This is a genomic window from Francisella sp. AG1, from assembly GCF_057683165.1.
Window position 1 is genome coordinate 24,849 of sequence record NZ_CM173135.1, and the last position, 24,712, is coordinate 49,560.

Below are 24,712 nucleotides of genomic sequence, written 5' to 3' on the forward strand. Positions count from 1 at the left end.
TGTCAAATAACTATCGGATTAACTATATTAAAAATTTCATGTTTTGGTTTTTTTATTTATGCTTCTATTGAGCTATTTGGATCGTTATATGGTACAAACTATATGGTTGCAGTTGGGTATGGCCATACCCAACTGCAACCATAGTGTCTTTTGTATGGTTAGGTATGGGCATAGGTGCCCCTATAATAGGTATGGTTTCTGATATATTAAAGAATAGGAAACTAATGCTTAGCTTAGCAGCATTAATAGGAATACTTTCAACTTTATTTATAATCTATGGCCCAGATTATGGAAGCCTTTATTATGTGGTTTTATATTTTCTATTAGGTGCAGCTGCAGGTTCTCAAGCTTTAACTTTTTCTGTAGTTGCAGATATTTCTTCTAAAGCTAAATTAGGTGTTGGCGTAGCTTTTACTAATATGTTTATAATTTTAGGTGTAGTTATTATACAAGTTATAGCAGGTACTATTTTAAGCTTTATATATGCTAATGAAAATACAAACCTAGTTTATAGCTTATCTGATTATCAAACAGTATTATCTTTAGCGCCAATATTTTTTTGTATAGCATTTTTAATAAGTATTTTTTTTACTCAAGATACTATAAAGCTAGATTGTTATGGGCATATACTTACAGTAATATCTGGGTCAGTTAAACTGAAGTTAAATACTACAGAAGAGTTTAACTTAGTGAAAGGTGTACACTGTTATATTCCGCCCACAAGTATTGCAAGCTTGGAGGTGGAAGCTGAAACAAGGCTTGTTGTAGCATCAGCACCAAATAAAATTCAATCGAGAGGAAAAAAATTAATAATAAGAAATGAAGAGTTTATTTACGGTTGCGCTAATGATAGACCTCTACGTTGGATATTAACACCACAATATTTAAGTAGACGTATTTTTCTTTTTCATGATGAAACATTAATGAGCAGATCTGGTACTCCTATTTCTTGGTTTCATACTACGATGTTTGATGTAGAGGGCTTACCTAAAAATAAGGATGGTGATTCAGTATTTAAGATGTCATATAATAATAATACAGAACCAAATATTTGTTATGATGTGCAAGGAAAAGCATATGTAAGATTTGCTCAGCATCCATATGAGAATCAGCAATGGAGTCAATGGTATAAATTAAATCAAAATACTACCTATTATTTAGATGAAACTATTGAGTCAGCAGAGTGGATTGATTGTCAAGGTCAAAAAAAACCATTACGCAACAAACATGAGGTTTCAATAGAAAATGATGGTTATGTTTCTTTATATTGTATATTTGATCCAGCAGTTACAGGCATTGAGAAACATAGTGTTGGTGAGTATAGCCAATACCAATTTTTAGGAAAGGTGCTAGCTTCTAATGATTATGATAAGTATCAACAAGAGATTAAAGAGTTTGATCAAATGATTAATAATCTTTCATTATTAAAAGCTAAAAATTTAGATTTACAAGAATCAAAATATTGGAAAAAATATATACAAGGTAAAAAAAATCAAAAAAGTTATGAAAAACAATTATATGACTCTCTTTTAGAACAAGGCAATAATAGACAAAATGTTATCGTTAAGTGGATTGATACTTATTAATTTGACTTTATTGATAAGTATTAATTATGTATTTATCATTATATAAGCTTTTTTTATCCTAAAATATTCTCTATAATCGAAGTATGAGTAAATTTATAAAGTGGCGAGTTGCTAATGCCGTTATCGAAAAATAATATCGGTTTTGTAGTAGAAGCTATTTTGGACGCTTTTCGGTTTAACAAAAAATCTACTGTTATAACTGTACAAAAAAATATCTTAAAATTTACTTTTTCAAAAATAAAATCATCACTCATTCTGCTCAAGAAAATCTCTCTCAGCCTCTAATATAGTTGTCTGATAGGAACCTCGGCTTTAAATATATTTTTTTCATTAAAAATAAGTAAATATTAACAATAAAATTTATTAAAAAGGACATATATGATAGACAGAATATGGAAAAATGGCAAAATTGTATCTTATGATCAAGCTAAAGTAGGAATAAATACACATTCATTACATTATGGTTCATCTGTTTTTGAAGGAATTAGAGCCTATAAAACAATAAATGGAACTGGTGTACTTAAGCTAAGAGAGCATATGCAAAGGTTTATGTATTCCATGAATGTTTTAGGAATGAAATGTAAATTCTCATTAGAAGAATTATGTCAGGCAGTTTTAGATACCATTAAAGCTAGTAATATGGAGTCTTGCTATATTCGACCATTAGCTTATTATGCTGAAGGAACAGTAAGTGTTTTACCTCAAAAAGATCATCCTGTAGATATTGTTATATATTGTATTGAAATGGGCAAATATATGGCTGCTGATAAGGTTGATATAAAAGTAAGTAAATATATCCGAATACATCCTAAATCTACTGTTTGTGATGCCAAAATAGGAGGACATTATGTTAATAGTCTTCTAGCTTCGAGAGAAACTGTGGGTACCCATTATCATGAGGCATTATTACTTGATGTGGATGGTAATGTTGCTGAAGGTGCAGCAATGAATGTTTTTTTTGTTAAAAATAATGAATTAATAACAACTCCACTAGGAACTATTTTGGATGGAATAACTAGAAAACTTATAATAACGATAGCAAGAGATCTAGGTTATGAAGTAACAGAACGTTATTTCAAAGTAGATGAAATAATTAATGCTGATGAGGCATTTTTCTGTGGTACTGCTGCCGAATTAACACCTGTAGGTAGTATTGATGACAATAAATTAAAAGCATCAGAATATAAAATAACTAATCAAATTAAAGTGATTTTTGAACAATTAAAGCAGGGCGAAGCTTATAAAGAAGCGTTAACGTATGTATAGGAGTTGTTACTATGATTAAAGAAAAAGTTTATATTTTTGATACGACATTAAGAGATGGTCAGCAATCACCAGGCGCAGGAATGTCTTTTGAAGATAATCTTGCTTATGCTGATTATGCTGATAATTTAAATATTGATATTTTGGAAGCAGGATTTCCTTCAGCAAGTAATACTGATTTTGAAATAGTAAATACTATTTCAAAGCGGATGGCAAAAAAAGGTTCAAATATGATTATTGCAGGACTATGCCAATTAAGAAAAAACCAAGTTGAAATAACAATGGATGCTTTGCGCCCATCTTTAGCATCAGGAAAAGCAAGGATTCATGTCTATTTACCTGTAGATCCAAACTTAGCTCAAGCAAGTTTAGGTAGTAAAAATGATAATCACCAAAATATTAAAAATGTATATGAGCTAATAAAGTTAGCATATGACCAGGGTTTTGAAGTCGAGTTTAGTGCCGAAGGATATTCTAAGTTAGGCAGTGATTTTGATTATGTTGCAGATATTTTCAGAGCTGCTGTTAGAGCAGGAGCAAGGGTTATTAATTGTCCAGATACTATAGGTGGTGCATGTGAACGAGAGGGTGATGAATATTTTGTCAATAATATGACAAAACATGCTCAAATTATTAAAAGTGAATTCCCAGATAAAGATATTATTTGGTCAGCACATTGTCATAATGATTTAGGCTTAGCACTTGAAAATTCTATGAATGCTGTTTTTGATGGTCCTGCTAGGCAAATAGAAGGGTGTGTTAATGGTGTGGGAGAGCGTGCAGGTAATGCATCTTTAGAGCAGTGTATAATGTTTATTAATTTATTTGGTAAACAACAAGCAGTCCATTTACATAATGATATAAATATATCAGGTTTTAAAACAATTTCTGACTTTATTGATAAAAAAATGTTATCTAGACAGCCTCATTATCCAATTACAGGGTTAAATTCTGCTAGACATACTTCTGGTGGTCATACTAATGCGATTTTAAATAATCCTTTAGCGTATCAACCATTTCATCCTGAATCAGTTGGTAGTGAGATTAGTTTTGTCTTTGGTCCGTTATCTGGAGGCAATCATGCTAAAAAAATTATTGAGGAAAATGGTTATATTTGTCTTGATAATGAGAAATCAAGGTTTGCTCAACAAATTAAAGATATTTATCATGAGCGTAGAAAAGGGATCACAGATGCCGAGCTAATCGAAGCTTATAAGCAAATAAGGTCACCTATAAATGTTGCCAATATTGATTATGGTAAAACTAATGGAGAAACATATGTCGAGCTTAAAGGTAATTTTTTTGGTAATGTTGATTATAAAATCACTGATAAAAGTCAGAATTCAGCACTTTCAGCGCTATTAAAAGGCATCCAGCAAAATATCCCAAATATAAATATAGCTGATTATTTCTCTCGTTCATTAAAGGATGCCGGTATAAATTCTAAATCTGAAACAACTATTATGATTAAAGCAGGTGAAAATAGTCCAGTTGTAGAAGGTGTAGCTGTTGATCAAGATATTGAAATATCTTCACTTAAAGCTTTAATAGCTGCAACTAATAAGCTATATATAGAAACAAACTTTAGAGGTTAATATGCAAAAAAATATAATTGATAAAATATGGGATGCTCACGTTGTAAAAAAAGTAAAAGATTTTCCAGATATCTTGTATATAGATAGGATGCTGATGCATGAAGTAACTTCAGCACAAGCATTTGATAAAATTAGAGAATTAAATATTCCAATAAATGATCCAGACTCAATTATTGCGACAGTTGATCATAGTATATCTACATCACCTATTAATCGTTTAGAAATGAAGGATATGCAGGCGAAAGCTCAAGTTGAAAAGCTACGTAGTAATGTAAAAGAGTTTAATATAGATTTTTATGATTTTGATAGTCAACATCAAGGGATTGTGCATGTCATAGGGCCTGAGTTAGGCTTTACATTGCCTGGAACAACACTTGTATGTGGAGATTCACATACTTCTACACATGGTGCTTTTGGATCGTTGGCATTTGGTGTTGGTACATCAGAAGTGGGTCATGTGCTTGCAACAAATTGCATTTTACAATATAGGCCAAAGACTATGAAAGTTGAATTTATAGGTGAACCTTCTAAATTTGCTACATCTAAAGATATTATTATGAAGCTGATAGCTAATATAGGTATTGGTGGAGCTGGAGGCTATGTAATTGAGTATGTTGGTAATGTAATTGATATGATGTCAATAGAAGAGCGTATGACTTTATGTAATATGTCGATAGAATGTGGAGCTAGAGCTGGTTTGGTAGCACCTGATCAAAAGACATTTAGTTATTTGAAAGGTAAAAAATATGCGCCGAAGGATAGCGACTTTGACATAGCTACTAAGAAATGGAAAAGTTTTATAAGTGATGAAAATGCTCATTATGATAAAGTCATAAAAGTTGATGTTGAAAACCTTGAGCCAATGGTTACATGGGGAATCAATCCACAACATGCGATTAATATATCAGCAAAAATCCCAGCTTTAGAAAGTATCCCAACTCATCAACATAAATTAGCTCAACAAGCCTACGCTTATACTAAGTTTAGTGCAAATGAAAATATTCTTGGTAAAGAAATTCAGTGGGCTTTTGTTGGTAGCTGTACTAATGGCCGTATTGAAGATATGCGTGCTGTAGCTAAAGTTTTAGCTGGTAAGAAAGTCGCTGATAATGTCACAATGTATATTGTCCCAGGTTCTGAACAAGTAAGAAATCTTGCTATATCAGAGGGGTTAGATAAGATATTTTTAGCTGCTGGAGCTGAATTTAGGATGCCAGGTTGTTCAATGTGTTTAGCTATGAATGAAGATAAGGTCCCAGCAGGTGCAAGGTGTATAAGCACTTCAAATAGAAATTTCATCGGTCGGCAAGGTAAAGGAAGCATAACGCATTTAGCATCACCACAAACTGTTGCAGCTAGTGCTATTATGGGTAAAATTTGTAGTGTTAATAAGTTGGATAAGGAGTTATAAAATGCAAGCCTTTAAAAAAATAGTAAGTAATGCGATTCCATTATGGTTAAATGATATTGACACGGATATGATTATTCCCGCTGAGTTTTTAACTCAAATAACAAAAAATGGTTATGGTGAGAGTTTATTCTTTCGTTTAAAAGAAAATGATGATAATTTTATTTTTAATAACCCTAATTATGCCAGTGCTCAAATCCTTATTGCAGGTGATAACTTTGGTTGTGGCTCATCACGAGAACATGCTGTTTGGGCGCTTATTCAGGCAGGTATAAGAGTTGTAATAGCACCATCTTTTTCAGATATATTTTTTAATAATGCGGCAAAAAATGGTTTACTTCTAATTTCTTTAGCAAAAGATGATGCAAAGAGCTTATGTCAAAAAGCAGAGGATCACCCTAAGTTAGAATTTAGTGTTAATTTAAATGAACAGTTGGTAATAGTTGAAAATGATAGCTATGGTTTTGACTATGATCCTTTTCGTAAAAATTGTTTATTAAATGGACTTGATGATATGACTTATTTAGTTGAGCATTTAGATGTTATTAAAAAGTTTGAACAAGAAAGGGGATAAAAGTGCAAAAAAATATAGCTATCTTAGCTGGTGATGGAATTGGACCAGAGGTTATGGAATCAGCATTAGAAGTACTCGATGTTATAGCTGCTAAATATGAGCATAATTTCAATTATGTTGAAGGATTTATTGGTGGGGCGGCATATGACAGATATCAAGATCATTGTCCTAAAGAAACTTTAGATATTTGTAAAAAATCAGACGCGATTTTATTTGGTTCTGTTGGTGGTCCTGTTGAAGCACAAGATCAACAAAAATGGCAAGGATGTGAAACAAATAGCATTTTAGCCTTACGCAAATATTTTAATTTTAATATAAATATTCGTCCAAGTAAGGTTTTTTCATCTTTACAAGACTCTTGCCCTTTGAAACAAGATCGCATAGCTAATGGTGCAGATATTGAAATATTTAGAGAGTTATCAAAAGATATATATTTTGGTGAGCATAAAACTTTTAGTGACGAGAATGGTATTAGACATGCTAAAGATACTGCTGAATATGATGAGATCACGATTAGAAATATTGCGATAAAAGCTTTTGAACGTGCTAGACAGCGTTCTAAGCAGCTTACCTCTGTAGATAAGGCGAATGTGTTAGATACTTCAAGGTTATGGCGCAATATTGTCAATGAGGTTGCTAAAGACTATCCTGATATAGATCTTAAACATATGTATGTTGATAATTGTGCGATGCAAATGGTTTTAAATCCTGCACAGTTTGACGTAATTGTTACAGCTAATTTATTTGGAGATATCCTTTCTGATTTGGCTTCTGTCTTACCTGGTTCGATTGGTTTAGTGCCATCTATAAGCTTAAATAGTGATGGTTTTGGCCTATATGAGCCGTCTGGAGGGTCAGCTTATGATATTAAAGGTCAAGATAAAGCTAATCCGATAGCTCAGATTCTTTCAGCAGCTTTGATGCTATCGTACTCATTTGGTTTGGTAAAAGAAGCTGAAAACATTGCTTCTGCGATTGACAAGACTCTTGAAGATAACTATAGAACTAGAGATATATTTTCAGAAGGATCTAAACTTGTATCAACAAGAATATTTACGCAAGAAGTTATAAAAAGGATATAGTGCTTAAATATAGTTGATAAATATTTCTGTCATTTAATGAGCTGTTTTAAATAATGTCCATTATTAATAACTATGATAGTTATTTAAATTATTTGCATTCATAACCTAAAAAAAATCAGTCAAAAAATAATAAACTCTTAATAACATTATAGCTATAGATTATTAGTTTATTTGCTATATCTTTAGGCAAAAAATTATAGGAATATAAGTATAAATAGGTTAGAATGTGATTTTTAGATTATTTGAAAATAAATAATGATATCGAGAATAATTATTATATTAAGTTTGTTTTTTATTTATACATCTCATTTGTATGCATATTATGAGGTATATGATTTAAAAAATAATATTATTGCTTCATGTAATGATATAGTTAATCCGATAGTTATTTGACAATAATGTTATAATATTTAGAAAAAATGTCATCATATAGCCAAGATTTCAGAGATATCGTAATAACTAAATATAAAGAAGGCCTAACAGACAAAGAGCTAAGTAATTTTTTTAATATAGATATCCGTACTACTAGATCTTGGATAAACTTATACGAGACAACTGGTGATTATAAATCTAAGCAAGGCTTGGGTTGCGGTAGAGTAGCAACCTTTACAGATAAGGAAGCGATAGAAAGCTACTTAAGAACATATCCAGATGCAATGGCTTTAGATATTAGAGAAGCATTAGCTCCTGAAATACCTAGAAGCACATTTTATGATTGTCTTACCAGACTTGGTTTTAGTTTTAAAAAAAGACACCTAAATATAAGCAAAGAAAAGAACAAGATAGGCAAAGTTTTATAGAGGTTGTTGAGACTATTGAACCTAACAAACTTGTATATTTAGATGAAATGGGTATGGATAATAAACAGTCTGTACTAAGAGGATGGTCTCTTGTTGGTAAACCTAGCTATGGTGAAGTTATTGCTTATCAAACTCAGAGAAAAAGTATAGTTGCTGGTTATAACTATTTAGAAAAGAAGATTATAGCACCGCTAGAGTATACTGGATATACAGATACTATACCTTCCTGCTTATTCTCCTGATTTAAATCCTATAGAAAAAATTTGGGCCAATTTTAAAAGAATTTTAAGAAAAGTAAATAATTCTTTTGATAATTTATCTGATGCTATTACTCACGTCTTTAGCACAATATTATCAGATTAACTATATGAGTAATCATGAAAGCTATGAACACACTTTTAGTGATTGTGAAGGTGGGTCCACGCTTATTATGAACTCTAATGTAGAGAATTTTAAATATATAGATAAAAGAGGTTCTCTATCGGTGAGGATGAATTAGTATATAATACAATATTTTTCATTTAAGTAGTCACTCTTAAATCATGATTTTTTTGATTCTAAAATTTTTACTTAACTCTTTGAGAATAATATTTATAACTTTGACAGGGTTAAAGAATATTTTTAGTGAAGGAGCTACGCTAATTTTAAAAGTATTTTTTAAAATCTATTTATCCTGTTAAAATCTATAGTATTAACAGTATCTATTTTGAAGTCATGAATAGTATTTTGTTTTCACATTGTTTTGATGGTAAAGGTGGTGTAACCGCTATATTTAAAAATGATTATCAACACCAAAAAGATAAAAAAAGGCTTGTTTGGACACATTTGGATGCTAATAATCCAGAAACTAAAATCTGGTTAAGTAGAGAATTGGGTTTAATAGACCCATATATTGTTGATGCATTAGTAGCAGAAGAAACCCGACCAAGATTTACCCAGATTAATGATGGTATGTTGATAATTTTAAAGGGAATGAATTTAAATAAAAATAGTAATCCTGAAGATATGATTTCAATAAGGTTATGGATGGATGAGTATCAAATTATTAGTACATGTCTACGTTCACTAAAGTTATTAGATGAAATAGTATCAGATTTAGAAAATAATATTGGCCCTAAAACATCAGCAGAATTTATTACAGGACTTATTGAGAAGTTATCTATAAAAATGGAGCCGGTATTAAGTGAGCTTGATGATAAGCTAATAGATATTGAAGAACAAATTATAGAATCAGTAGATAATAACTTAAGAGAATCTATAGTTGATATACGCAAACAGACAATCGTATTTAGGCGTTATATATTTCCTCAGCGTGATGTGATTGAGCAATTAAGGATGAGTAGTTTAAGCTGGTTGGCAAACTCTCATAAGCGTTATTTAGCAGAAATATATAATCATGTAGTGCGCTATATTGAAGATCTTGATGAGATTAGAGAGCGTTCTCAAATTGTTAAGGATGAACTTAGTAATGTTATGAGTGATAAACTTAATAATAAAATGTATTTCTTAGCTGTGATAGCCGCTATATTTTTGCCATTGAGTTTTTTAACAGGGCTTTTAGGTATAAATGTAGCGGGGATACCTGGTTCAGAAACTCCATATGCTTTTTGGATATTTATTGGAATATTAACAGTAGTAGTGATACTTCAAATATACTTATTTAAAAAGCTTAAATGGTTCTAATGTTTATGGTTTGATAACTTTTATATTAAATTCTTTTCTAATACTTTTTAGTGGTGTATACATATACTCTTCATAATTATACCAATCCCATTTTTTTGACATTTTATAAGCTTTAAATATGGTTAATATGCATATTGGCAGCTGCCTAATCATTACCAAATAAACGATAAATTTATATTTATATCTTTTCAGGTAGCTATTTATGACTGTTTTATAATCAATAAATTTAAAGAACTCTTTGTAGCCTTTTAGAGTTACATTTGTACCTATTAGAGTCCATGTATCGTTTATGGATTCTCCTCTTATTTGAAAGGGAATTGTGCCAAATAGCACGTGAGTTATATCATGATTTTTAAACCATTTACTAGCTTTGTCATGACTATCATTAGGGTTTAAAAAGGAATAGTTTTTATTATATTCTTCTAATCCTTGCTTTAGAGTTAGATCACAGTTTTGATTTACATATTGCATAGATTTACGTAATTTATAGGTGTCTATAAAATATAGTGTACCAAAACAAAGTATTAATGTTTATATTAAAAGAATAGTTTTAAAACTATTCTTTGATTTCAGTTTCTTTTTTTTCGCAACACTCACTATTGCTCTGATTTTTGCGGCAAGGACAATTTTCATCACAATTGCAGTTTGGACCACAGCAACAGCTATTATTTTTATGATATTTGGCTGCAACTATAACTATTATAGCAGCAACAACAACTAGCCAAATATTTCCATGGCACGAGCCTGGTAATATACATAGAATTAAGGCAATAATTTTTAATCCTACAGCGACTCCAAGTATAGCTAGGAAAATTCCTAAAAAGCATTTTCCAACTTGTTTAAAACATTGTTGGTCACCTTGATCATTTCTAAATGGACAACGCATAATAAATCTCCCTTTTTATTTACTTGCAGATTCATTGTATCAAAATGGATTCTTAATCACTATAAATATATTAGTGCCTTGTAATGTAATTTATACTAACAGCAGATAATATAATTATTAAAGATATCCAAACAGTTAGGCTAGATGGATCGTGGTTGATTTTTTTTCCAAAAATAACACCAAATAAAGGTACTAAGTAGTTAGTAAAAGAAGTAAATACAGGCCCAGCAAGTTTTATAAGGTAGGCATATAAGAAATAAACGATGCCAGCGCAAAAGACTCCTAAGTAAACAAGAGATGATAATGCAAAAAATGATATGTGGATATGAGGATAATTAGGTCTAAAGATTAGAATTAATATCGATAGTTGAATAGTCGATGCTATGAGTATGTTTCTTGATACTATAACAGGATTGTCATGGAAGCATGACTTACTTAGAAGTAGCAATGCTAAAGCAAATGAGATAGTAGCAAGTAATATAGCTAATATTCCATAAATATTAATAGAATGATTTTCAGTTACTAAATTTGGATAAAATAACACTATAAGCCCAATGAAGCCAACAGATATGCTTATAATATTTGATATAGTTATTCTTGATCGGATAATGAAAGGACCTAAAAGAACCACAAGAAAAGGAACAGTTCCAGTTAATATGGCCGTAATAGATGGACTTGTGAATTTTTGCCCCCAAGGTATTAGCATAAAAGGCATAGTAGCTTCAAGAAAAGCAATCAGTGAGTAAATACCAAAATCTTTCTTAAAAGATTAAGATTTTACATTTAGGAAATAGCATATACAACAGAGGATAATACAGCCAATTAAAGACCTAGTTAAAGCTATTAATATTGGAGGGAAATATTCAATTGCTTCTTTTTGGAATATAAATTGTGATCCCCAAATAAAACCTATTGCCAAAAGTAGAGAGTATTTTTTTAACATGATTTAGAATTATAAATTTTAGATGAAAAAGATTCTATAAAAAATTTTTACATAACACCAGCTATTAAATTTTAAGTTAATAGTTGTTAAAAAAATCTTCGTTATTATTTGTCTTATTTGTAAATAAAGTTTTGATATTTGATTGTACAAGTGGCGTAGTACTAGATTTGGTTGGCTTATGCATGAATGTACAGCTAGCAAGACAAGTTATTAAAAGAATTGATATTGGTATCCATTTCATTTTGAAATAAAGCTTTATAAGTTCTGGTTATTGATTTCATTATACATTGATAGGCGAGCATAGAGAATAATTTTTGTAAAGGCATTATATAGTTAATCTGATAATATTGTGCTAAAGACGTGAGTAATAGCATCAGATAAATTATCAAAAGAATTATTTACTTTTCTTAAAATTCTTTTAAAATTGGCCCAAATTTTTTCTATAGGATTTAAATCAGGAGAATAAGCAGGAAGGTATAGTATCTGTATATCAAACTTCTCTGCTATTTTAGCCAATTTAGGAGACTTATGAAAACTAGCATTATCCATAACAACAGTAGTCTTTGGAATTAACTCAGGACATAAATGCTCTTCAAACCACTGATTAAAAATTTGAGTATCTGTATATCCAGTATACTCTAGCGGTGCTATAATCTTCTTTTCTAAATAGTTATAACCAGCAACTATACTTTTTCTCTGAGTTTGATAAGCAATAACTTCACCATAGCTAGGTTTACCAACAAGAGACCATCCTCTTAGTACAGACTGTTTATTATCCATACCCATTTCATCTAAATATACAAGTTTGTTAGGTTCAATAGTCTCAACAACCTCTATAAAACTTTGCCTATCTTGTTCTTTTCTTTGCTTATATTTAGGTGTCTTTTTTTAAAACTAAAACCAAGTCTGGTAAGACAATCATAAAATGTGCTTCTAGGTATTTCAGGAGCTAATGCTTCTCTAATATCTAAAGCCATTGCATCTGGATATGTTCTTAAGTAGCTTTCTATCGCTTCCTTATCTGTAAAGGTTGCTACTCTACCGCAACCCAAGCCTTGCTTAGATTTATAATCACCAGTTGTCTCGTATAAGTTTATCCAAGATCTAGTAGTACGGATATCTATATTAAAAAAATTACTTAGCTCTTTGTCTGTTAGGCCTTCTTTATATTTAGTTATTACGATATCTCTGAAATCTTGGCTATATGATGACATTTTTTCTAAATATTATAACATTATTGTCAAATAACTATCGGATTAACTATATTTTAGCTTAAAATTTTATCAATACCTTGTATTTACAAAACAAGAAGAGTAATGTCAAATTAAGGCTAGTTAAAATTATAAATACTTATGGAGATAATATGACAGAATATGCATCACTAGTAACTTTTGTTGTTTCTATATTTACCATTTTAAATCCTTTTGGTAACATGGCAATTTACTTAGGAATCACAAAAAATTTAGATCCTGCTGAAAACAAAATAGTAGCTTTGAAAATGTGCTTAGCTATAGTATGTATACTTTTAGCATCTATTTGGATAGGTGCGGCATTGCTTAATTTTTTTGGAATATCAATAGCAGCGTTCCGTATAGCGGGTGGTTTAATTATAGGTTTGATTGCATTAAGAATACTTGGATATTTACCTGAAAGTGGTCATCAAGCAGATGAAAATCATGTCAAAGAGGCTATGTCAGATAGTGTAGCTATTGTGCCTTTGGCCATTCCTATAGTCGCAGGCCCTGGTGCTATTGTTACAACAATATCTCATTCAAGACATTATTTCCCCGAAACGATGCATAAAATTTATGCAAGTGTTGCTTGTATTATCGTTGTTTTTGTAATTTATTTATTTTTTTTATTAGTCCCTAAAATATCTAAAATTTTAGGCCCAGCAAAGATTAATATCATAAGTAAAATTATGGGCTTGCTTCTTTTAGGCATTGGAGTAGAAATGATATTAGAGGTATTAAAAGCATTCTAATTTGCCCATTTTTCTTTAAATTTTATGTAATCATGGGTTATAGATCTGTGGTGAGGTTATTGTTTTGCAGTTACTGAATATTAGTGCAATGCGAACTATTTTCTATTTTTGTTACCATTCAGACCATTCACCTTCATTAATCTGATTCGATAATACTGCATATTTTCTATCAAATTCTTCTCTTGTATAAGATAGTTTGATTTTCCAATCAAAGAATGATGATCTTGTCGCAAAGTCTTTAAGATCCTGAAATATTGAAATTATTCCAACTTTTTGGACTGCTAAATTCATTTTTGGTTTAAAGTAGCTAAAAGCAATTCTAGAGTTAGATTCATGTGACATTAAGTGTAGATCTGTAATCATAGAATATTCTTTTTCAACTACTTCGGGATTATCTCTAGGAGATATCTGTAGCGTATATCTTGGTGTTGGTACTTTATTAATGAATAAATAATTATTTAATTTAATGCGTAAAATTTTATTTTCATGTACAAGTTCAATATAGTTTTTATCCATTGACATCGTCGTATACTGTTTAGGTGCAGTAAGACGCCATTTTGTTCTATGGAAAACCCTAGTGCATAGTAACATATATAATTGCCTATAGTTTGTGTCTTCATACGTGTTCCATAAATTTGAAAAAAACGCTGAATATTAGATTGTCTAGAATTACTAAACTTGTCTTTAATAAGTTTAACAGATTGCTGATATTTCTCTAATTGTTGATACCCAGTACAATAAAAACTAGATGGTTCACTTATATATTGCTGATCAAATTTTCTATATAGATTTTCACGATAGAACTTGACGTAAAAATCTCTGGCTTCTAATATTTCAGGATGACCAACTCCGTGATCACCCACACGAAAAAACTCATTGGGATATAAAAGAGCCACAAGAGAGTAAATTTTAGTTAAACATTCATTAATATATATTTGTGAAGCATATCTTAACGGATCAGTTTTACCAGATGTCTGTGCATTAAAAAAAGCATCATTAGCCCAATCATATTTGTTGCTTCCAAATTGTTTCATGTGATCAACAACACTAGGATTGTCATAATATTTTTTATCTTTTTTTAAGTAAAAATAGGGCAGAGAATCCTTCATAGCTTCAGGGAAATCAACGGTCATATATTCTACAAATTCCTGGTAAGATTCTTCAAGTTCTTTGCTATCTATTTGAAAGTCTTCAATCTTTAACTTATCCAAGTCTATTGTTGGCCTTAAATAAGTATTGTATACAGCAAACTGAAATCCAACATCATCCCCATATAGTCCAATTTCTCTTTGATCAGGGTTTACATCAAGGAAAGTAGCTAGGCCGAAATATTTTGTTTTTTTATTCTGCTTCATCATACGTATTTCTTCGCTAATGTAAGGAATTTGGCAAAAATTATCAAAGCTTTTAAAGAAAGGATCATTGTCACCATGTGGAACTTTATCTATATCAAAGTAAAAACCATATAATTCAAGAAATATAAGAGATATTATATGATCTTTTACAAATGCAAAAATTTGCCGCTGATTACATTTCTGATAGAGATTTAGTAGTAGATTATAAGCTTCAGACCTATTAGGCATATTTACGGATTTTTCATTAGCTCTATTCTTTAAATAGCTTTCAAAGTCTATCACAATGAAATGAGATTTTAATGTATTAATAAAGACTTCTGTACCATTAGGTAAAAGCTCTCGTAAGCACTTTATTGTTGGGAGTTTATTAGCTTTTGGATTGTGATTTTCTATTAATTCAATATATTGGTCTAAATTGTAATAAGCTTTTGTTTGTGCTTGTTTTGCCTTGAGACTCTTAAAAGCCTTAGTGTTACACCATAAAATTGAAATAAACAATGTATCCTTAATATGGCTTGATAGTTTAGACATATTATTTGAAACAAAATAAGGTACTGCGTTCACAGCATCGCTATTACTAGACCAATAAGTGTGTATGAAATTATTATCCATCAACAAGTTCCATTAAGCTAAGGCTAATCCCATTCAGGGTGTTTATTAATTTATTTTTAGATTATATATTAATAATTGCTTGAAATCATGAGTTTTGTTTTATAGTCTCATTTATCTCTTATAACTATTTATTTCAAGTATTAAACATGCTTATTTAATTAAGTATTAACAAGGTCTAACCTAGGAGAATATTTATATATTTTTTTAAAGTATTGCTTTGAGCTTCTTTTGATGTGTAGAATTGCTAAATTTAGCATTTCAAAATCACCTATGTTTTACTTTAAAATATAGGGCTATGTGAAGCATATTCTATAAATAAGCTTAGCTTATTTCCTTAATTGTTGTTGATAATATCATTTTTTTATAGATTATTGTTGAGCTATTTTAGTATATTTACTTCTTTTCTATGTCGATCATTCTTTATATCATCTATTGAGTTGGCCTCTAATAATATTATATCTGTTACAGCTTCAACCTGATGTGTAATATTGGGGGACACTTGTATTATAGATTGATTCGTAATGATTTTTACCACAACATCACTTTCATCTATATGCCTATATGAAAATTTTATTTTTCCTGATAATAAAATAAAGATTTTCGGATCAGTAGCATACGACAAGCCTTGATGATATATATTACCGCTAATACTACCTTTTTTCCTAGAAATAAATATGAAATCATCTTGTTTACGACATAGCTTAAATGAGGATGTAACACCTCTTTTATCCTTACCTATTTCGGTGAAAGGTATTATTTTTACTAAATTATTTATAGTATCCTCCTATTATATTTAATTTCCATTTTCTTAGTAGATGAAACTAAAACTCAAAATATAACTAGAAGTGATGATTTAATTACTTATCAAAGATTAAACCTATTGTATATTGATAGGTTTCTTTTATATACTTCCTCACTTTTCCAGCCATGTGGTTTAGTAGGGCGCTTAGTTTCAAAAGCTTTATCAGATACTATAGTAAATAAGTTATTATCTTGATATTTGGCTTTCTCTTTTTCTAATTTTGGATCTTTGCCAATCGCTAGCATTTGATTATATTTAAAAGCTATATCTCTAGCTTGCTTTAAAGATACACTGGCATAGCTTCCAATGCCTATAGTAGTTCTTTTACCGTTAAGAGTATATATAGTTAATCCGATAGTTATTTGACAATAATGTTATAATATTTAGAAAAAATGTCATCATATAGCCAAGATTTCAGAGATATCGTAATAACTAAATATAAAGAAGGCCTAACAGACAAAGAGCTAAGTAATTTTTTTAATATAGATATCCGTACTACTAGATCTTGGATAAACTTATACGAGACAACTGGTGATTATAAATCTAAGCAAGGCTTGGGTTGCGGTAGAGTAGCAACCTTTACAGATAAGGAAGCGATAGAAAGCTACTTAAGAACATATCCAGATGCAATGGCTTTAGATATTAGAGAAGCATTAGCTCCTGAAATACCTAGAAGCACATTTTATGATTGTCTTACCAGACTTGGTTTTAGTTTTAAAAAAAGACACCTAAATATAAGCAAAGAAAAGAACAAGATAGGCAAAGTTTTATAGAGGTTGTTGAGACTATTGAACCTAACAAACTTGTATATTTAGATGAAATGGGTATGGATAATAAACAGTCTGTACTAAGAGGATGGTCTCTTGTTGGTAAACCTAGCTATGGTGAAGTTATTGCTTATCAAACTCAGAGAAAAAGTATAGTTGCTGGTTATAACTATTTAGAAAAGAAGATTATAGCACCGCTAGAGTATACTGGATATACAGATACTCAAATTTTTAATCAGTGGTTTGAAAAGCATTTATGTCCTGAGTTAATTCCAAAGACTACTGTTGTTATGGATAATGCTAGTTTTCATAAGTCTCCTAAATTGGCTAAAATAGCAGAGAAGTTTGATATACAGATACTATACCTTCCTGCTTATTCTCCTGATTTAAATCCTATAGAAAAAATTTGGGCCAATTTTAAAAGAATTTTAAGAAAAGTAAATAATTCTTTTGATAATTTATCTGATGCTATTACTCACGTCTTTAGCACAATATTATCAGATTAACTATAGATAGAAAAAATACTTATTATCATTCTTATCTATTCTTATGTTTAATCTATCACCTAAAGACATACTTTTTATGTCTTTGTACTTTAGGCTCTTTACTTTGCTATCAGTGATTTTAGCAGCCATAGATACATACTCATTTAGTGATTATGTATCTAGTATGTATTTTTGCAAGGGATTTATTAGTATGCTTTGGGACTGTGTAAAACTACAATATCAGCTTAAAGTGCTTATTTTAAAGGGTTTTAGATACTTGTTGAAACTATGTGAAAATGCTTTGTGGTGGAGGCGGCGGGACTTGAACCCGCGTCCATAAACTCTCTATCTTTGGATCTACATGCTTAGACTAACCTATTTAGTATTTAGCTTAGCTTTTCCCCGGGTAGTCAGGGTTAAAGTTAGCGAGTCTGATAAATACAGTTATTTATTTCCAGACTTAAAACAAACAACCGTCTTATGTAAAAGATGAACGGATGTATAGATAGCTCCATAAGAAAACCTATCATATCCGTGCGTTTCTAGGTTATTAAGCTAGACTAGGCAGCTTTAGCAACAGCTGCAAAGCTGTTGTCGTTAGCCGCTACGCGGTTTGCTTTTTTATTGCCAGTTATTATTGGCATTGTACTGTTATTAACGAGGTTACTGTACTTCCTCGGCATGCACCTTAGACTTTGACATCCATGTCGAAACCATATTCGCCCCCATTAGGGTAATACACAATTTATATGTAATTAAACCAAATGTCAATTTTATTATTAAGAGTAATTATTAGAAAAGTAGCATTAAAATTAGAATAGAGTGTACATAGCAGAAGAGAGAGCAATAATGCCAACAGCTAAAATGAAGCAATCAGCAAAAATATTTTTGTAATTTTTGAGCTCTTTGATTTTGTAAATACTATAAATAGGCATAATAAATAATATAATAGCTAGTACCAACCCTCCGATACTAGATATCATATTTAAAATGTTAGGATTTAAGTATGCTACTAACCAGCACGATAAGAATACTATAGACAGGGTCACAGGTTTTATAGTTTTTCTACTGATCTTATTCTTTGTTATTTTATAGACCATGCCATCAATACCTTCTTTGGATCCTAGATAATGACCAAAGAAAGATTTGCTCATAGCTATTAAAGCTATTAAAGGAGCAACGTATTCAAGGGTATGATTATTAAAATGATTAGCTAAATAGGAAAGTATAGAAATATTTTCTGATTTAGCTAATATTAGATCTTGAGGAGTTAGAGTCAACATTGAGCTAAATATAAATAATACTACGGTAGCAATCATTAAAATATTACTAGAAGCTATTATTTTAGAAGATTTTGTATCTGCATTTTGCTTATATTTAGTTTTTGTATAAACAGCTAAAGATGAAATAATCGGTGAATGATTAAAAGAAAAAATAAGTATAGGTATAATTAACCAAATAGCTAATATAATTCCAGAAAAAGTATTATTATATTTGAAGCTGGTACTAAGTATAGAAGTGTTCCAATATGGTATCATCCACAAGGAAAGTATGATTAGTGCTATAATGAAAGGAAACACTAAAAAACTCATTACTCGTATTATGAATTTTTGTCCAAAATTGATAATAAAAATAAGAGATGCGATAGTAAGTAAACTTAGTAGAAATCTATTTGGTGAATTATAATATAATTGATGAGTATAAAAACTCTCTATAGTATTTGTTATACCAACGCTATAGACTAGAAGTATAGGTAAAATAGCAAAGATATATAGAATATTAAAAAGCATCCCACCAATTTTTCCAAAATAGTTATCAGCAACCGTTGTAATATCAGAGCTGGCATTTGGATTTGATATTACAAACCGACATAGTGCTCGATGTGATAAAAAAACCATTGGAAAAATAAATAATAAGACTAGAAGTATAGGAATGATTCCTGATATTCCTGTTTGTATAGGTAAAAATAAAACACCTGCCCCTATAGCTGTTCCATACAAACTAAGTGACCACATTACATCTTCATTTCTTTTCATAGTAAATTTCAAATTTATAGGTTTAAAAAAGTAATTAATAGTTTTACATAGAGTTAAAATAGACTCCACATAAAAATTATTAAAAAGTTAATATATTTTAGTGCAAAATAAATAACTAGCAAAAATCATAAAATAATTATAGTAAGTTTTGGGATTTTAATAATAGATAAAGTAAAGACATTCTGATCGGGATACTATATTGGACTTGCTCAAAATATTTAGCGCAATTTAATGTATCTATAGATTTATCCATTTCATCTACTCTTGGTAAAGGGTGAAGGATTATAAAGCTACTTGTATCAGAAATGTGTTTCCTATCTAAATAACATAAATCTTTATTTTTGAGGTACGTATCTTGATCTAAGAATCTTTCTCTTTGTATTCTAGTTACATAAAGCACATCGAGTTTTTCTAAAATATTTGCATCAATTTGTTCATGCTCACTGTAGCTATTGCCATGTTTATCAATATATTTTTTTAGCTTATCTGGTATTTGTAATTCTTTAGAGGATATGAAACTAAAACTAGCATTATGCTTGGCTAAAATATTGGTCAAAGAATGTACTGTACGACCATATTTTAGATCTCCTAAAAACCCAATTTTTAGATTTTCAAGAGAACCTTTTTCAGAATATATCGTATATAAATCAACAAGTGATTGGGTTGGGTGCTCATTTTCTCCATCACCAGCATTTATAACAGGTGATGCTACATATTTAGAGAATTCACTAACACTATTAGATTCTGGATGACGCATAACGATAATATCTGCATATTGATCCATCATCCTACCAGTATCTTCTAAAGATTCGCCTTTTTTGATCGAACTTGATGAACCATTCTCTAGTGATATAACATTACCTCCAAGCCTACTCATTGCTGATTCAAATGAAAACCTAGTTCTAGTACTTGGTTCAAAAAATAAACTAGCTAAAATTTTGCCTTCCAGATCTTTTATAAGCTCTCTTTTAGCAAGTCTATCTTTATAAAGATCAGCTTGATGGAATAAATTGATCAAATCATTTTTATTTATTTGTTGAGCTTTTATAAGCTTTTGGAATGATAGCATTTTAATACCTTTTGTATAGTTAAATTACTATAGTACACCAGTACTTTTAAGTTTTCTTATGACATTATGAACACCATCAAAGTCAGTATAAATATCTGCATCATTATAAGTATTCTCGCCACCAACAAAAACAGATATGTAAGCATTGTCTAGCATCATAAAATCATTATGATCATTACCAAGACAGATAGATTCTTGCATGTTGAGATCACAATCTTTAAGTGCTATATATTTATTGTTATGGTTGGGGGTTATATCAAAAAGGTTATCTTTTGAGTGCTTATTCAAATTAAATTTGTCATTAAAGGAAGCAAAAACAACATTGTGTTTGTTATATAGAGATTTTATTTCTTCTTGTATATTTTCTGCTATATGCTTTCTATTATTACAAATTGTTCCATCGATATCGAAAATTAAATTCATTCAAAAAAAATCCATTAAGTATATTTAATCAATTATTACCCAAACGATAGGTGTTCTAATAAGTCGAAGTCTAACTATTAATCCATTCTTTAACAGTTTTTACATCAAAAGAATTATCAATACTTCGCATCTCTTTTACTGCAATAGCAAAGGCTTCAAAAGCTCCAGCAGTAGTTACATAAGGAACTCTACTCATGATAGCAGCTCTTCTTAGGGCTAGGCTTATTTTTAATTCTTGTCTAATAGAAGTATTAACGAGTAAATCAATTTCACCAGCTTCTATAGCATTAACTGTACTATGTACTCGTTCATTACCAATATTATCTGATGCTTTATCGAAGAGCTTACATGTAATGCCATTATCTTTTAAAAACCTCTCGGTACCTTTGGTGGCAAAAATGTTAAAACCAAGTTTGACAAGCTCTTTAACAGGGGTGATTATTTTAGGTTTATCGCTATCACTTACGGATATTAAGATATTACCCTTTAAAGGTAGTTTATTAAAAGACATTTCTTGAGCTTTATAAAAAGCTACACCAAAGCTTTTATCAATACCCATAGCTTCGCCTGTAGACTTCATCTCAGGACCTAAGTAGCAGTCAACATCTTCAAACCTACCAAAAGGGAATACGGCTTCTTTTACAGAAAAGTGTCTCGGTATTGGATTATTTAAAATAAATTCAGAAAGCTTTTTGCCAATCATAAGTTTAGTAGCAATATTAGCTATACTATTCCCTGTAGCTTTTGCAACAAAAGGAACTGTTCTAGATGCTCTAGGATTTACCTCAATTACATATAATTGTTTATTTTGGTAAGCAAATTGTACATTCATAAGGCCTATTACATTAAGTTCTCGGGCTAGCTTGATAGTAGCTTGCTTAACCTCTTCGATTTGCTCATCGGTCAGAGATCTAGTAGGAATTGAACAAGCGGAGTCACCAGAATGGATACCTGCTTCTTCAATATGCTCCATGATACCAGCAACAAAAACACGTTCACCACCATCAGCAAGAGCATCTACATCAAGTTCTATAGCATTCTCGAGAAATTTATCAATTAATATTGGCCCTTCAAGAATACACTTAGCATTTTTTTCAATATAAGCATCTAATTCTTCTTGAGAGTGAACAATCTCCATAGCTCTACCTCCTAATACATTAGATGGTCGTACAACCACGGGGTAGCCAACTTTACCAATATTTTTTTTCAGCTCATTGATCGTATATGCGATTGTATTTAGAGGTTGTTTTAGATTAACCTTATCAAGTAATTCTTTAAATCTTTCTCTATCTTCTGCTAGATCAATCATATCAGGATCTGTACCTAAAATAGTGATATTGTTTTCATGTAAAGCAGACACTAGTTTCAATGGAGTTTGGCCACCAAATTGGACGATTACACCAAGGACTTCGCCTTTTCGCATCTCATTTTTGATGATATTTAGTACATTCTCAGCACATAAAGGCTCGAAATATAATTTATCAGAAGTATCATAATCTGTTGAGACTGTTTCAGGATTGCAGTTGATCATGATGGTCTCAATACCTTCTTCTTTTAGAGATTTAGATGCATGTACACAAGCATAATCAAACTCTATGCCTTGACCAATACGATTAGGCCCACCACCTAGGATTATAACCTTCTTTTTATCTGATATTTCAGATTCGCAATCTCTGATTATTTCTTCAAAGCTATAGTGTTCATATGTTGAATAAAGGTATGATGATTTTGATTCAAATTCAGCAGCACAAGTATCGACCCTTTTAAAAGTAGGGTAGATTTCATTACCAAATCTGAAGTTTCTAATATATCGCTCTGTTCTACCAACAAGTTCAGCTATTTTTGCATCAGAAAAACCTATGTTTTTATATGAAGAAAATTCTTCTTTACTATTTGGTAAGCCTGATTTTTGGAGAGTTTTTTCTGCAAGAATAATATTTGCTATTTGTTCAATAAACCAGGGATCTATTTTAGAAGCCTCATATATTTCTGACTCACTAACGCCATATCTTAAAGCTTGAGCAACTCTTAATATACGCATAGGAGATAATTCTTTTAAACATTCTAAAATAACAGTTTTGTTTACTTCAAAAGTTTTAGTATCATCGTAACCTGGAATTTCAACCTGGTCTAGGCCAGTTAAGCCTGTCTCAAGTGATACAAGAGCTTTTTGTAAGCTTTCGGAGAATGATCTACCAATTGCCATAGCTTCGCCAACAGACTTCATCTGAGAGGATAGCTTTGCCGATGTTGTTGGAAATTTTTCAAAAGTAAAGCGAGGTATTTTTGTAACTACGTAGTCTATAGTTGGTTCAAATGATGCGGGCGTTACTTTTGTGATATCATTATCTATTTCATCGAGTGTGTAGCCAACAGCAAGTCTAGCAGCGACTTTTGCAATAGGGTATCCAGTAGCTTTTGATGCCAAAGCTGATGATCTAGATACTCTAGGATTCATCTCAATGACAACTAATTTACCATCTTTTGGATTTACTGCAAATTGAACATTAGAGCCACCAGTTTCTACTCCAATCTCTCTAAGTACTGCAATCGAAGCATCGCGCATTATTTGATATTCTTTATCAGTAAGGGTTAATGCAGGAGCTACAGTGATACTATCGCCGGTATGAATTCCCATAGGGTCAATATTTTCTATAGAACAGATGATGATTGAATTATCTGCTCTATCACGGATAACTTCCATTTCATACTCTTTCCAACCTAAGATAGATTCGTCAATTAGCACTTCATTTGTTGGTGATAAACTTAGACCATTTTTGACAATTGCTTCAAACTCTTTCTTGGTGTTTGCGATACCACCACCACTACCACCAAGTGTAAATGATGGCCTAATAATAGCAGGTAATCCAATATCTTTTAATGCTTCATGTGCTTGATCTATCGATTGCACTACAACATTCCTAGGTACTTCAAGCCCTATCTTTGCCATAGCTCTATTGAACCTTTCTCTATTCTCAGCCTTATCAATAGAGTCAGCTTTTGCACCAAGCATTTCGACATTATATTCTTCTAAAATGCCTGCTTTGTCTAACTCTAAAGCACAATTAAGAGCAGTTTGTCCTCCAACTGTTGGTAATATAGCATCAGGTTTTTCTCGAGCAATTATTTTTCCTACACTTTCAACAGTAATAGGCTCGATAAAAATCTTATCTGCAGTTGTTGGGTCTGTCATGATTGTCGCAGGATTAGAATTTACTAAAAAAACAGTATAGCCATCTTCTTTTAAAACTTTACATGCCTGAGTTCCTGAGTAATCAAACTCACAAGCTTGACCGATAACGATTGGTCCAGCCCCTAAAACCAAAATACTTTTTATATCTGTTCTTTTTGGCATATCT

At 30.9% G+C, this 24,712-nt stretch carries 21 protein-coding genes, 1 other RNA gene and 3 pseudogenes; 11 read left to right on the forward strand and 14 right to left on the reverse strand.

Annotation, left to right across the window (positions count from 1 at the left end; genetic code table 11):
• Window positions 1–143: 143 nt before the first annotated feature.
• The 9 genes and pseudogenes from ACR0PV_RS00145 (at window position 144) to ACR0PV_RS00185 (ending at window position 9,991) form a co-directional block, all read left to right on the forward strand.
• The gene (locus tag ACR0PV_RS00145; RefSeq protein ID WP_488173050.1) at window positions 144–1,586 is read left to right on the forward strand and encodes an MFS transporter; all 1,443 of its coding nucleotides are present in this window, start codon (window positions 144–146) and stop codon (window positions 1,584–1,586) included.
• Between the two features lie 378 nt (window positions 1,587–1,964).
• Window positions 1,965–2,852 (forward strand): branched-chain amino acid transaminase, encoded by an 888-nt coding sequence (locus ACR0PV_RS00150; protein ID WP_488173051.1) that lies wholly within the window; start codon window positions 1,965–1,967, stop codon window positions 2,850–2,852.
• Window positions 2,853–2,863: 11 nt separating this feature from the next.
• Window positions 2,864–4,444: a homocitrate synthase/isopropylmalate synthase family protein gene (locus tag ACR0PV_RS00155; RefSeq protein WP_488173052.1), complete on the forward strand. Its 1,581-nt coding sequence runs from the start codon at window positions 2,864–2,866 to the stop codon at window positions 4,442–4,444.
• A 1-nt stretch (window position 4,445) separates the two neighbouring features.
• Complete coding sequence (gene leuC / locus ACR0PV_RS00160) at window positions 4,446–5,855, forward strand: 3-isopropylmalate dehydratase large subunit (RefSeq protein WP_488173053.1); 1,410 nt, start codon at window positions 4,446–4,448, stop codon at window positions 5,853–5,855.
• 1 nt (window position 5,856) lies between these two features.
• Window positions 5,857–6,426 carry a 3-isopropylmalate dehydratase small subunit gene (gene leuD, locus ACR0PV_RS00165; RefSeq protein WP_488173054.1) on the forward strand — a complete coding sequence of 190 codons (570 nt, stop codon included), beginning with the start codon at window positions 5,857–5,859 and terminating at the stop codon, window positions 6,424–6,426.
• 2 nt (window positions 6,427–6,428) lie between these two features.
• Window positions 6,429–7,508 (forward strand): 3-isopropylmalate dehydrogenase, encoded by a 1,080-nt coding sequence (gene leuB, locus ACR0PV_RS00170; RefSeq protein ID WP_488173055.1) that lies wholly within the window; start codon window positions 6,429–6,431, stop codon window positions 7,506–7,508.
• Between the two features lie 419 nt (window positions 7,509–7,927).
• Window positions 7,928–8,671 (forward strand): annotated as a pseudogene (locus tag ACR0PV_RS00175) (transposase).
• Window positions 8,631–8,807 (forward strand): hypothetical protein, encoded by a 177-nt coding sequence (locus ACR0PV_RS00180; RefSeq protein ID WP_488173056.1) that lies wholly within the window; start codon window positions 8,631–8,633, stop codon window positions 8,805–8,807. Before ACR0PV_RS00175 ends, ACR0PV_RS00180 begins: the two are co-directional and overlap by 41 nt.
• A 215-nt stretch (window positions 8,808–9,022) precedes the next feature.
• Window positions 9,023–9,991, forward strand: coding sequence for a zinc transporter ZntB (locus tag ACR0PV_RS00185; RefSeq protein ID WP_488173057.1), 969 nt, complete (start codon window positions 9,023–9,025; stop codon window positions 9,989–9,991).
• A gap of 3 nt (window positions 9,992–9,994) precedes the next feature.
• Here the strand turns inward: ACR0PV_RS00185 and ACR0PV_RS00190 are convergent, their stop codons facing one another.
• From ACR0PV_RS00190 to ACR0PV_RS00210, 5 genes and pseudogenes are all read right to left on the reverse strand, one after another.
• The gene (locus tag ACR0PV_RS00190) at window positions 9,995–10,462 is read right to left on the reverse strand and encodes a hypothetical protein (RefSeq protein WP_488173058.1); all 468 of its coding nucleotides are present in this window, start codon (window positions 10,460–10,462) and stop codon (window positions 9,995–9,997) included.
• Window positions 10,463–10,547: 85 nt separating this feature from the next.
• Window positions 10,548–10,877: a hypothetical protein gene (locus ACR0PV_RS00195; protein ID WP_488173059.1), complete on the reverse strand. Its 330-nt coding sequence runs from the start codon at window positions 10,875–10,877 to the stop codon at window positions 10,548–10,550.
• Between the two features lie 70 nt (window positions 10,878–10,947).
• Window positions 10,948–11,421, reverse strand: coding sequence for an EamA family transporter (locus ACR0PV_RS00200; RefSeq protein ID WP_488174007.1), 474 nt, complete (start codon window positions 11,419–11,421; stop codon window positions 10,948–10,950).
• Window positions 11,422–11,472: 51 nt separating this feature from the next.
• A pseudogene (locus ACR0PV_RS00205) lies at window positions 11,473–11,820 on the reverse strand (EamA family transporter); the annotation flags it as partial.
• A 333-nt stretch (window positions 11,821–12,153) separates the two neighbouring features.
• A protein-coding gene (locus ACR0PV_RS00210) for an IS630 family transposase (protein ID WP_488172194.1) occupies window positions 12,154–13,034 on the reverse strand; the annotation gives its coding sequence in 2 pieces (ribosomal slippage) (window positions 12,154–12,710 and window positions 12,710–13,034; 882 coding nt in all).
• A 149-nt stretch (window positions 13,035–13,183) separates the two neighbouring features.
• Between ACR0PV_RS00210 and ACR0PV_RS00215 the strand changes: the two genes are divergently transcribed.
• A complete protein-coding gene (locus tag ACR0PV_RS00215) occupies window positions 13,184–13,804 on the forward strand; it encodes a MarC family protein (RefSeq protein ID WP_488173060.1) in 621 nt (206 codons plus the stop codon).
• Window positions 13,805–13,915: 111 nt separating this feature from the next.
• Here ACR0PV_RS00215 and ACR0PV_RS00220 read toward each other — a convergent pair whose 3' ends face one another.
• The 3 genes and pseudogenes from ACR0PV_RS00220 to ACR0PV_RS00230 all read right to left on the reverse strand — a co-directional run.
• Window positions 13,916–14,326, reverse strand: coding sequence for a hypothetical protein (locus ACR0PV_RS00220; protein ID WP_488173061.1), 411 nt, complete (start codon window positions 14,324–14,326; stop codon window positions 13,916–13,918).
• Window positions 14,263–15,771: a hypothetical protein gene (locus tag ACR0PV_RS00225; protein WP_488173062.1), complete on the reverse strand. Its 1,509-nt coding sequence runs from the start codon at window positions 15,769–15,771 to the stop codon at window positions 14,263–14,265. Before ACR0PV_RS00225 ends, ACR0PV_RS00220 begins: the two co-directional genes overlap by 64 nt.
• Window positions 15,772–16,638: 867 nt before the next feature.
• A pseudogene (locus ACR0PV_RS00230) lies at window positions 16,639–16,935 on the reverse strand (Arm DNA-binding domain-containing protein); the annotation flags it as partial.
• A gap of 30 nt (window positions 16,936–16,965) precedes the next feature.
• Between ACR0PV_RS00230 and ACR0PV_RS00235 the strand changes: the two are divergent.
• Window positions 16,966–17,846 (forward strand): IS630 family transposase gene (locus ACR0PV_RS00235; RefSeq protein ID WP_488172201.1). Its coding sequence is split into 2 segments (ribosomal slippage): window positions 16,966–17,290 and window positions 17,290–17,846, totalling 882 coding nucleotides; the frame shifts between segments, so codons are not numbered across the junction.
• On the opposite strand, the gene ACR0PV_RS00240 is transcribed toward ACR0PV_RS00235, so the two are convergent.
• The 6 genes from ACR0PV_RS00240 to carB form a co-directional block, all read right to left on the reverse strand.
• Complete coding sequence (locus ACR0PV_RS00240; RefSeq protein WP_488173063.1) at window positions 17,847–17,975, reverse strand: hypothetical protein; 129 nt, start codon at window positions 17,973–17,975, stop codon at window positions 17,847–17,849.
• Window positions 17,976–18,129: 154 nt separating this feature from the next.
• Window positions 18,130–18,552: a transfer-messenger RNA gene (gene ssrA, locus ACR0PV_RS00245) on the reverse strand.
• A gap of 85 nt (window positions 18,553–18,637) precedes the next feature.
• Window positions 18,638–19,861, reverse strand: coding sequence for an aromatic amino acid transport family protein (locus ACR0PV_RS00250; protein ID WP_488173064.1), 1,224 nt, complete (start codon window positions 19,859–19,861; stop codon window positions 18,638–18,640).
• A gap of 136 nt (window positions 19,862–19,997) precedes the next feature.
• The gene (pyrB, locus tag ACR0PV_RS00255; protein WP_488173065.1) at window positions 19,998–20,930 is read right to left on the reverse strand and encodes an aspartate carbamoyltransferase; all 933 of its coding nucleotides are present in this window, start codon (window positions 20,928–20,930) and stop codon (window positions 19,998–20,000) included.
• A 27-nt stretch (window positions 20,931–20,957) separates the two neighbouring features.
• Window positions 20,958–21,353: an HAD hydrolase family protein gene (locus ACR0PV_RS00260; protein ID WP_488173066.1), complete on the reverse strand. Its 396-nt coding sequence runs from the start codon at window positions 21,351–21,353 to the stop codon at window positions 20,958–20,960.
• Between the two features lie 70 nt (window positions 21,354–21,423).
• Window positions 21,424–24,708, reverse strand: coding sequence for a carbamoyl-phosphate synthase large subunit (gene carB, locus ACR0PV_RS00265; RefSeq protein WP_488173067.1), 3,285 nt, complete (start codon window positions 24,706–24,708; stop codon window positions 21,424–21,426).
• Window positions 24,709–24,712 lie beyond the last annotated feature (4 nt).

Excerpts from the sequence above, each read along its gene's own strand:
- ACR0PV_RS00240 (WP_488173063.1), bottom strand. The coding sequence starts at position 17,975 with ATGGCTGCTAAAATCACTGATAGCAAAGTAAAGAGCCTAAAGTACAAA.
- ACR0PV_RS00225 (WP_488173062.1), bottom strand. The coding sequence starts at position 15,771 with ATGGATAATAATTTCATACACACTTATTGGTCTAGTAATAGCGATGCT.
- ACR0PV_RS00190 (WP_488173058.1), bottom strand. The coding sequence starts at position 10,462 with ATGCAATATGTAAATCAAAACTGTGATCTAACTCTAAAGCAAGGATTA.
- ACR0PV_RS00155 (WP_488173052.1), top strand. The coding sequence starts at position 2,864 with ATGATTAAAGAAAAAGTTTATATTTTTGATACGACATTAAGAGATGGT.
- ACR0PV_RS00260 (WP_488173066.1), bottom strand. The coding sequence starts at position 21,353 with ATGAATTTAATTTTCGATATCGATGGAACAATTTGTAATAATAGAAAG.
- carB (WP_488173067.1), bottom strand. The coding sequence starts at position 24,708 with ATGCCAAAAAGAACAGATATAAAAAGTATTTTGGTTTTAGGGGCTGGA.
- ACR0PV_RS00195 (WP_488173059.1), bottom strand. The coding sequence starts at position 10,877 with ATGCGTTGTCCATTTAGAAATGATCAAGGTGACCAACAATGTTTTAAA.
- ACR0PV_RS00180 (WP_488173056.1), top strand. The coding sequence starts at position 8,631 with ATGCTATTACTCACGTCTTTAGCACAATATTATCAGATTAACTATATG.
- leuC (WP_488173053.1), top strand. The coding sequence starts at position 4,446 with ATGCAAAAAAATATAATTGATAAAATATGGGATGCTCACGTTGTAAAA.
- leuD (WP_488173054.1), top strand. The coding sequence starts at position 5,857 with ATGCAAGCCTTTAAAAAAATAGTAAGTAATGCGATTCCATTATGGTTA.
- ACR0PV_RS00250 (WP_488173064.1), bottom strand. The coding sequence starts at position 19,861 with ATGAAAAGAAATGAAGATGTAATGTGGTCACTTAGTTTGTATGGAACA.
- ACR0PV_RS00150 (WP_488173051.1), top strand. The coding sequence starts at position 1,965 with ATGATAGACAGAATATGGAAAAATGGCAAAATTGTATCTTATGATCAA.
- ACR0PV_RS00185 (WP_488173057.1), top strand. The coding sequence starts at position 9,023 with ATGAATAGTATTTTGTTTTCACATTGTTTTGATGGTAAAGGTGGTGTA.
- ACR0PV_RS00215 (WP_488173060.1), top strand. The coding sequence starts at position 13,184 with ATGACAGAATATGCATCACTAGTAACTTTTGTTGTTTCTATATTTACC.
- ACR0PV_RS00220 (WP_488173061.1), bottom strand. The coding sequence starts at position 14,326 with ATGTCAATGGATAAAAACTATATTGAACTTGTACATGAAAATAAAATT.
- pyrB (WP_488173065.1), bottom strand. The coding sequence starts at position 20,930 with ATGCTATCATTCCAAAAGCTTATAAAAGCTCAACAAATAAATAAAAAT.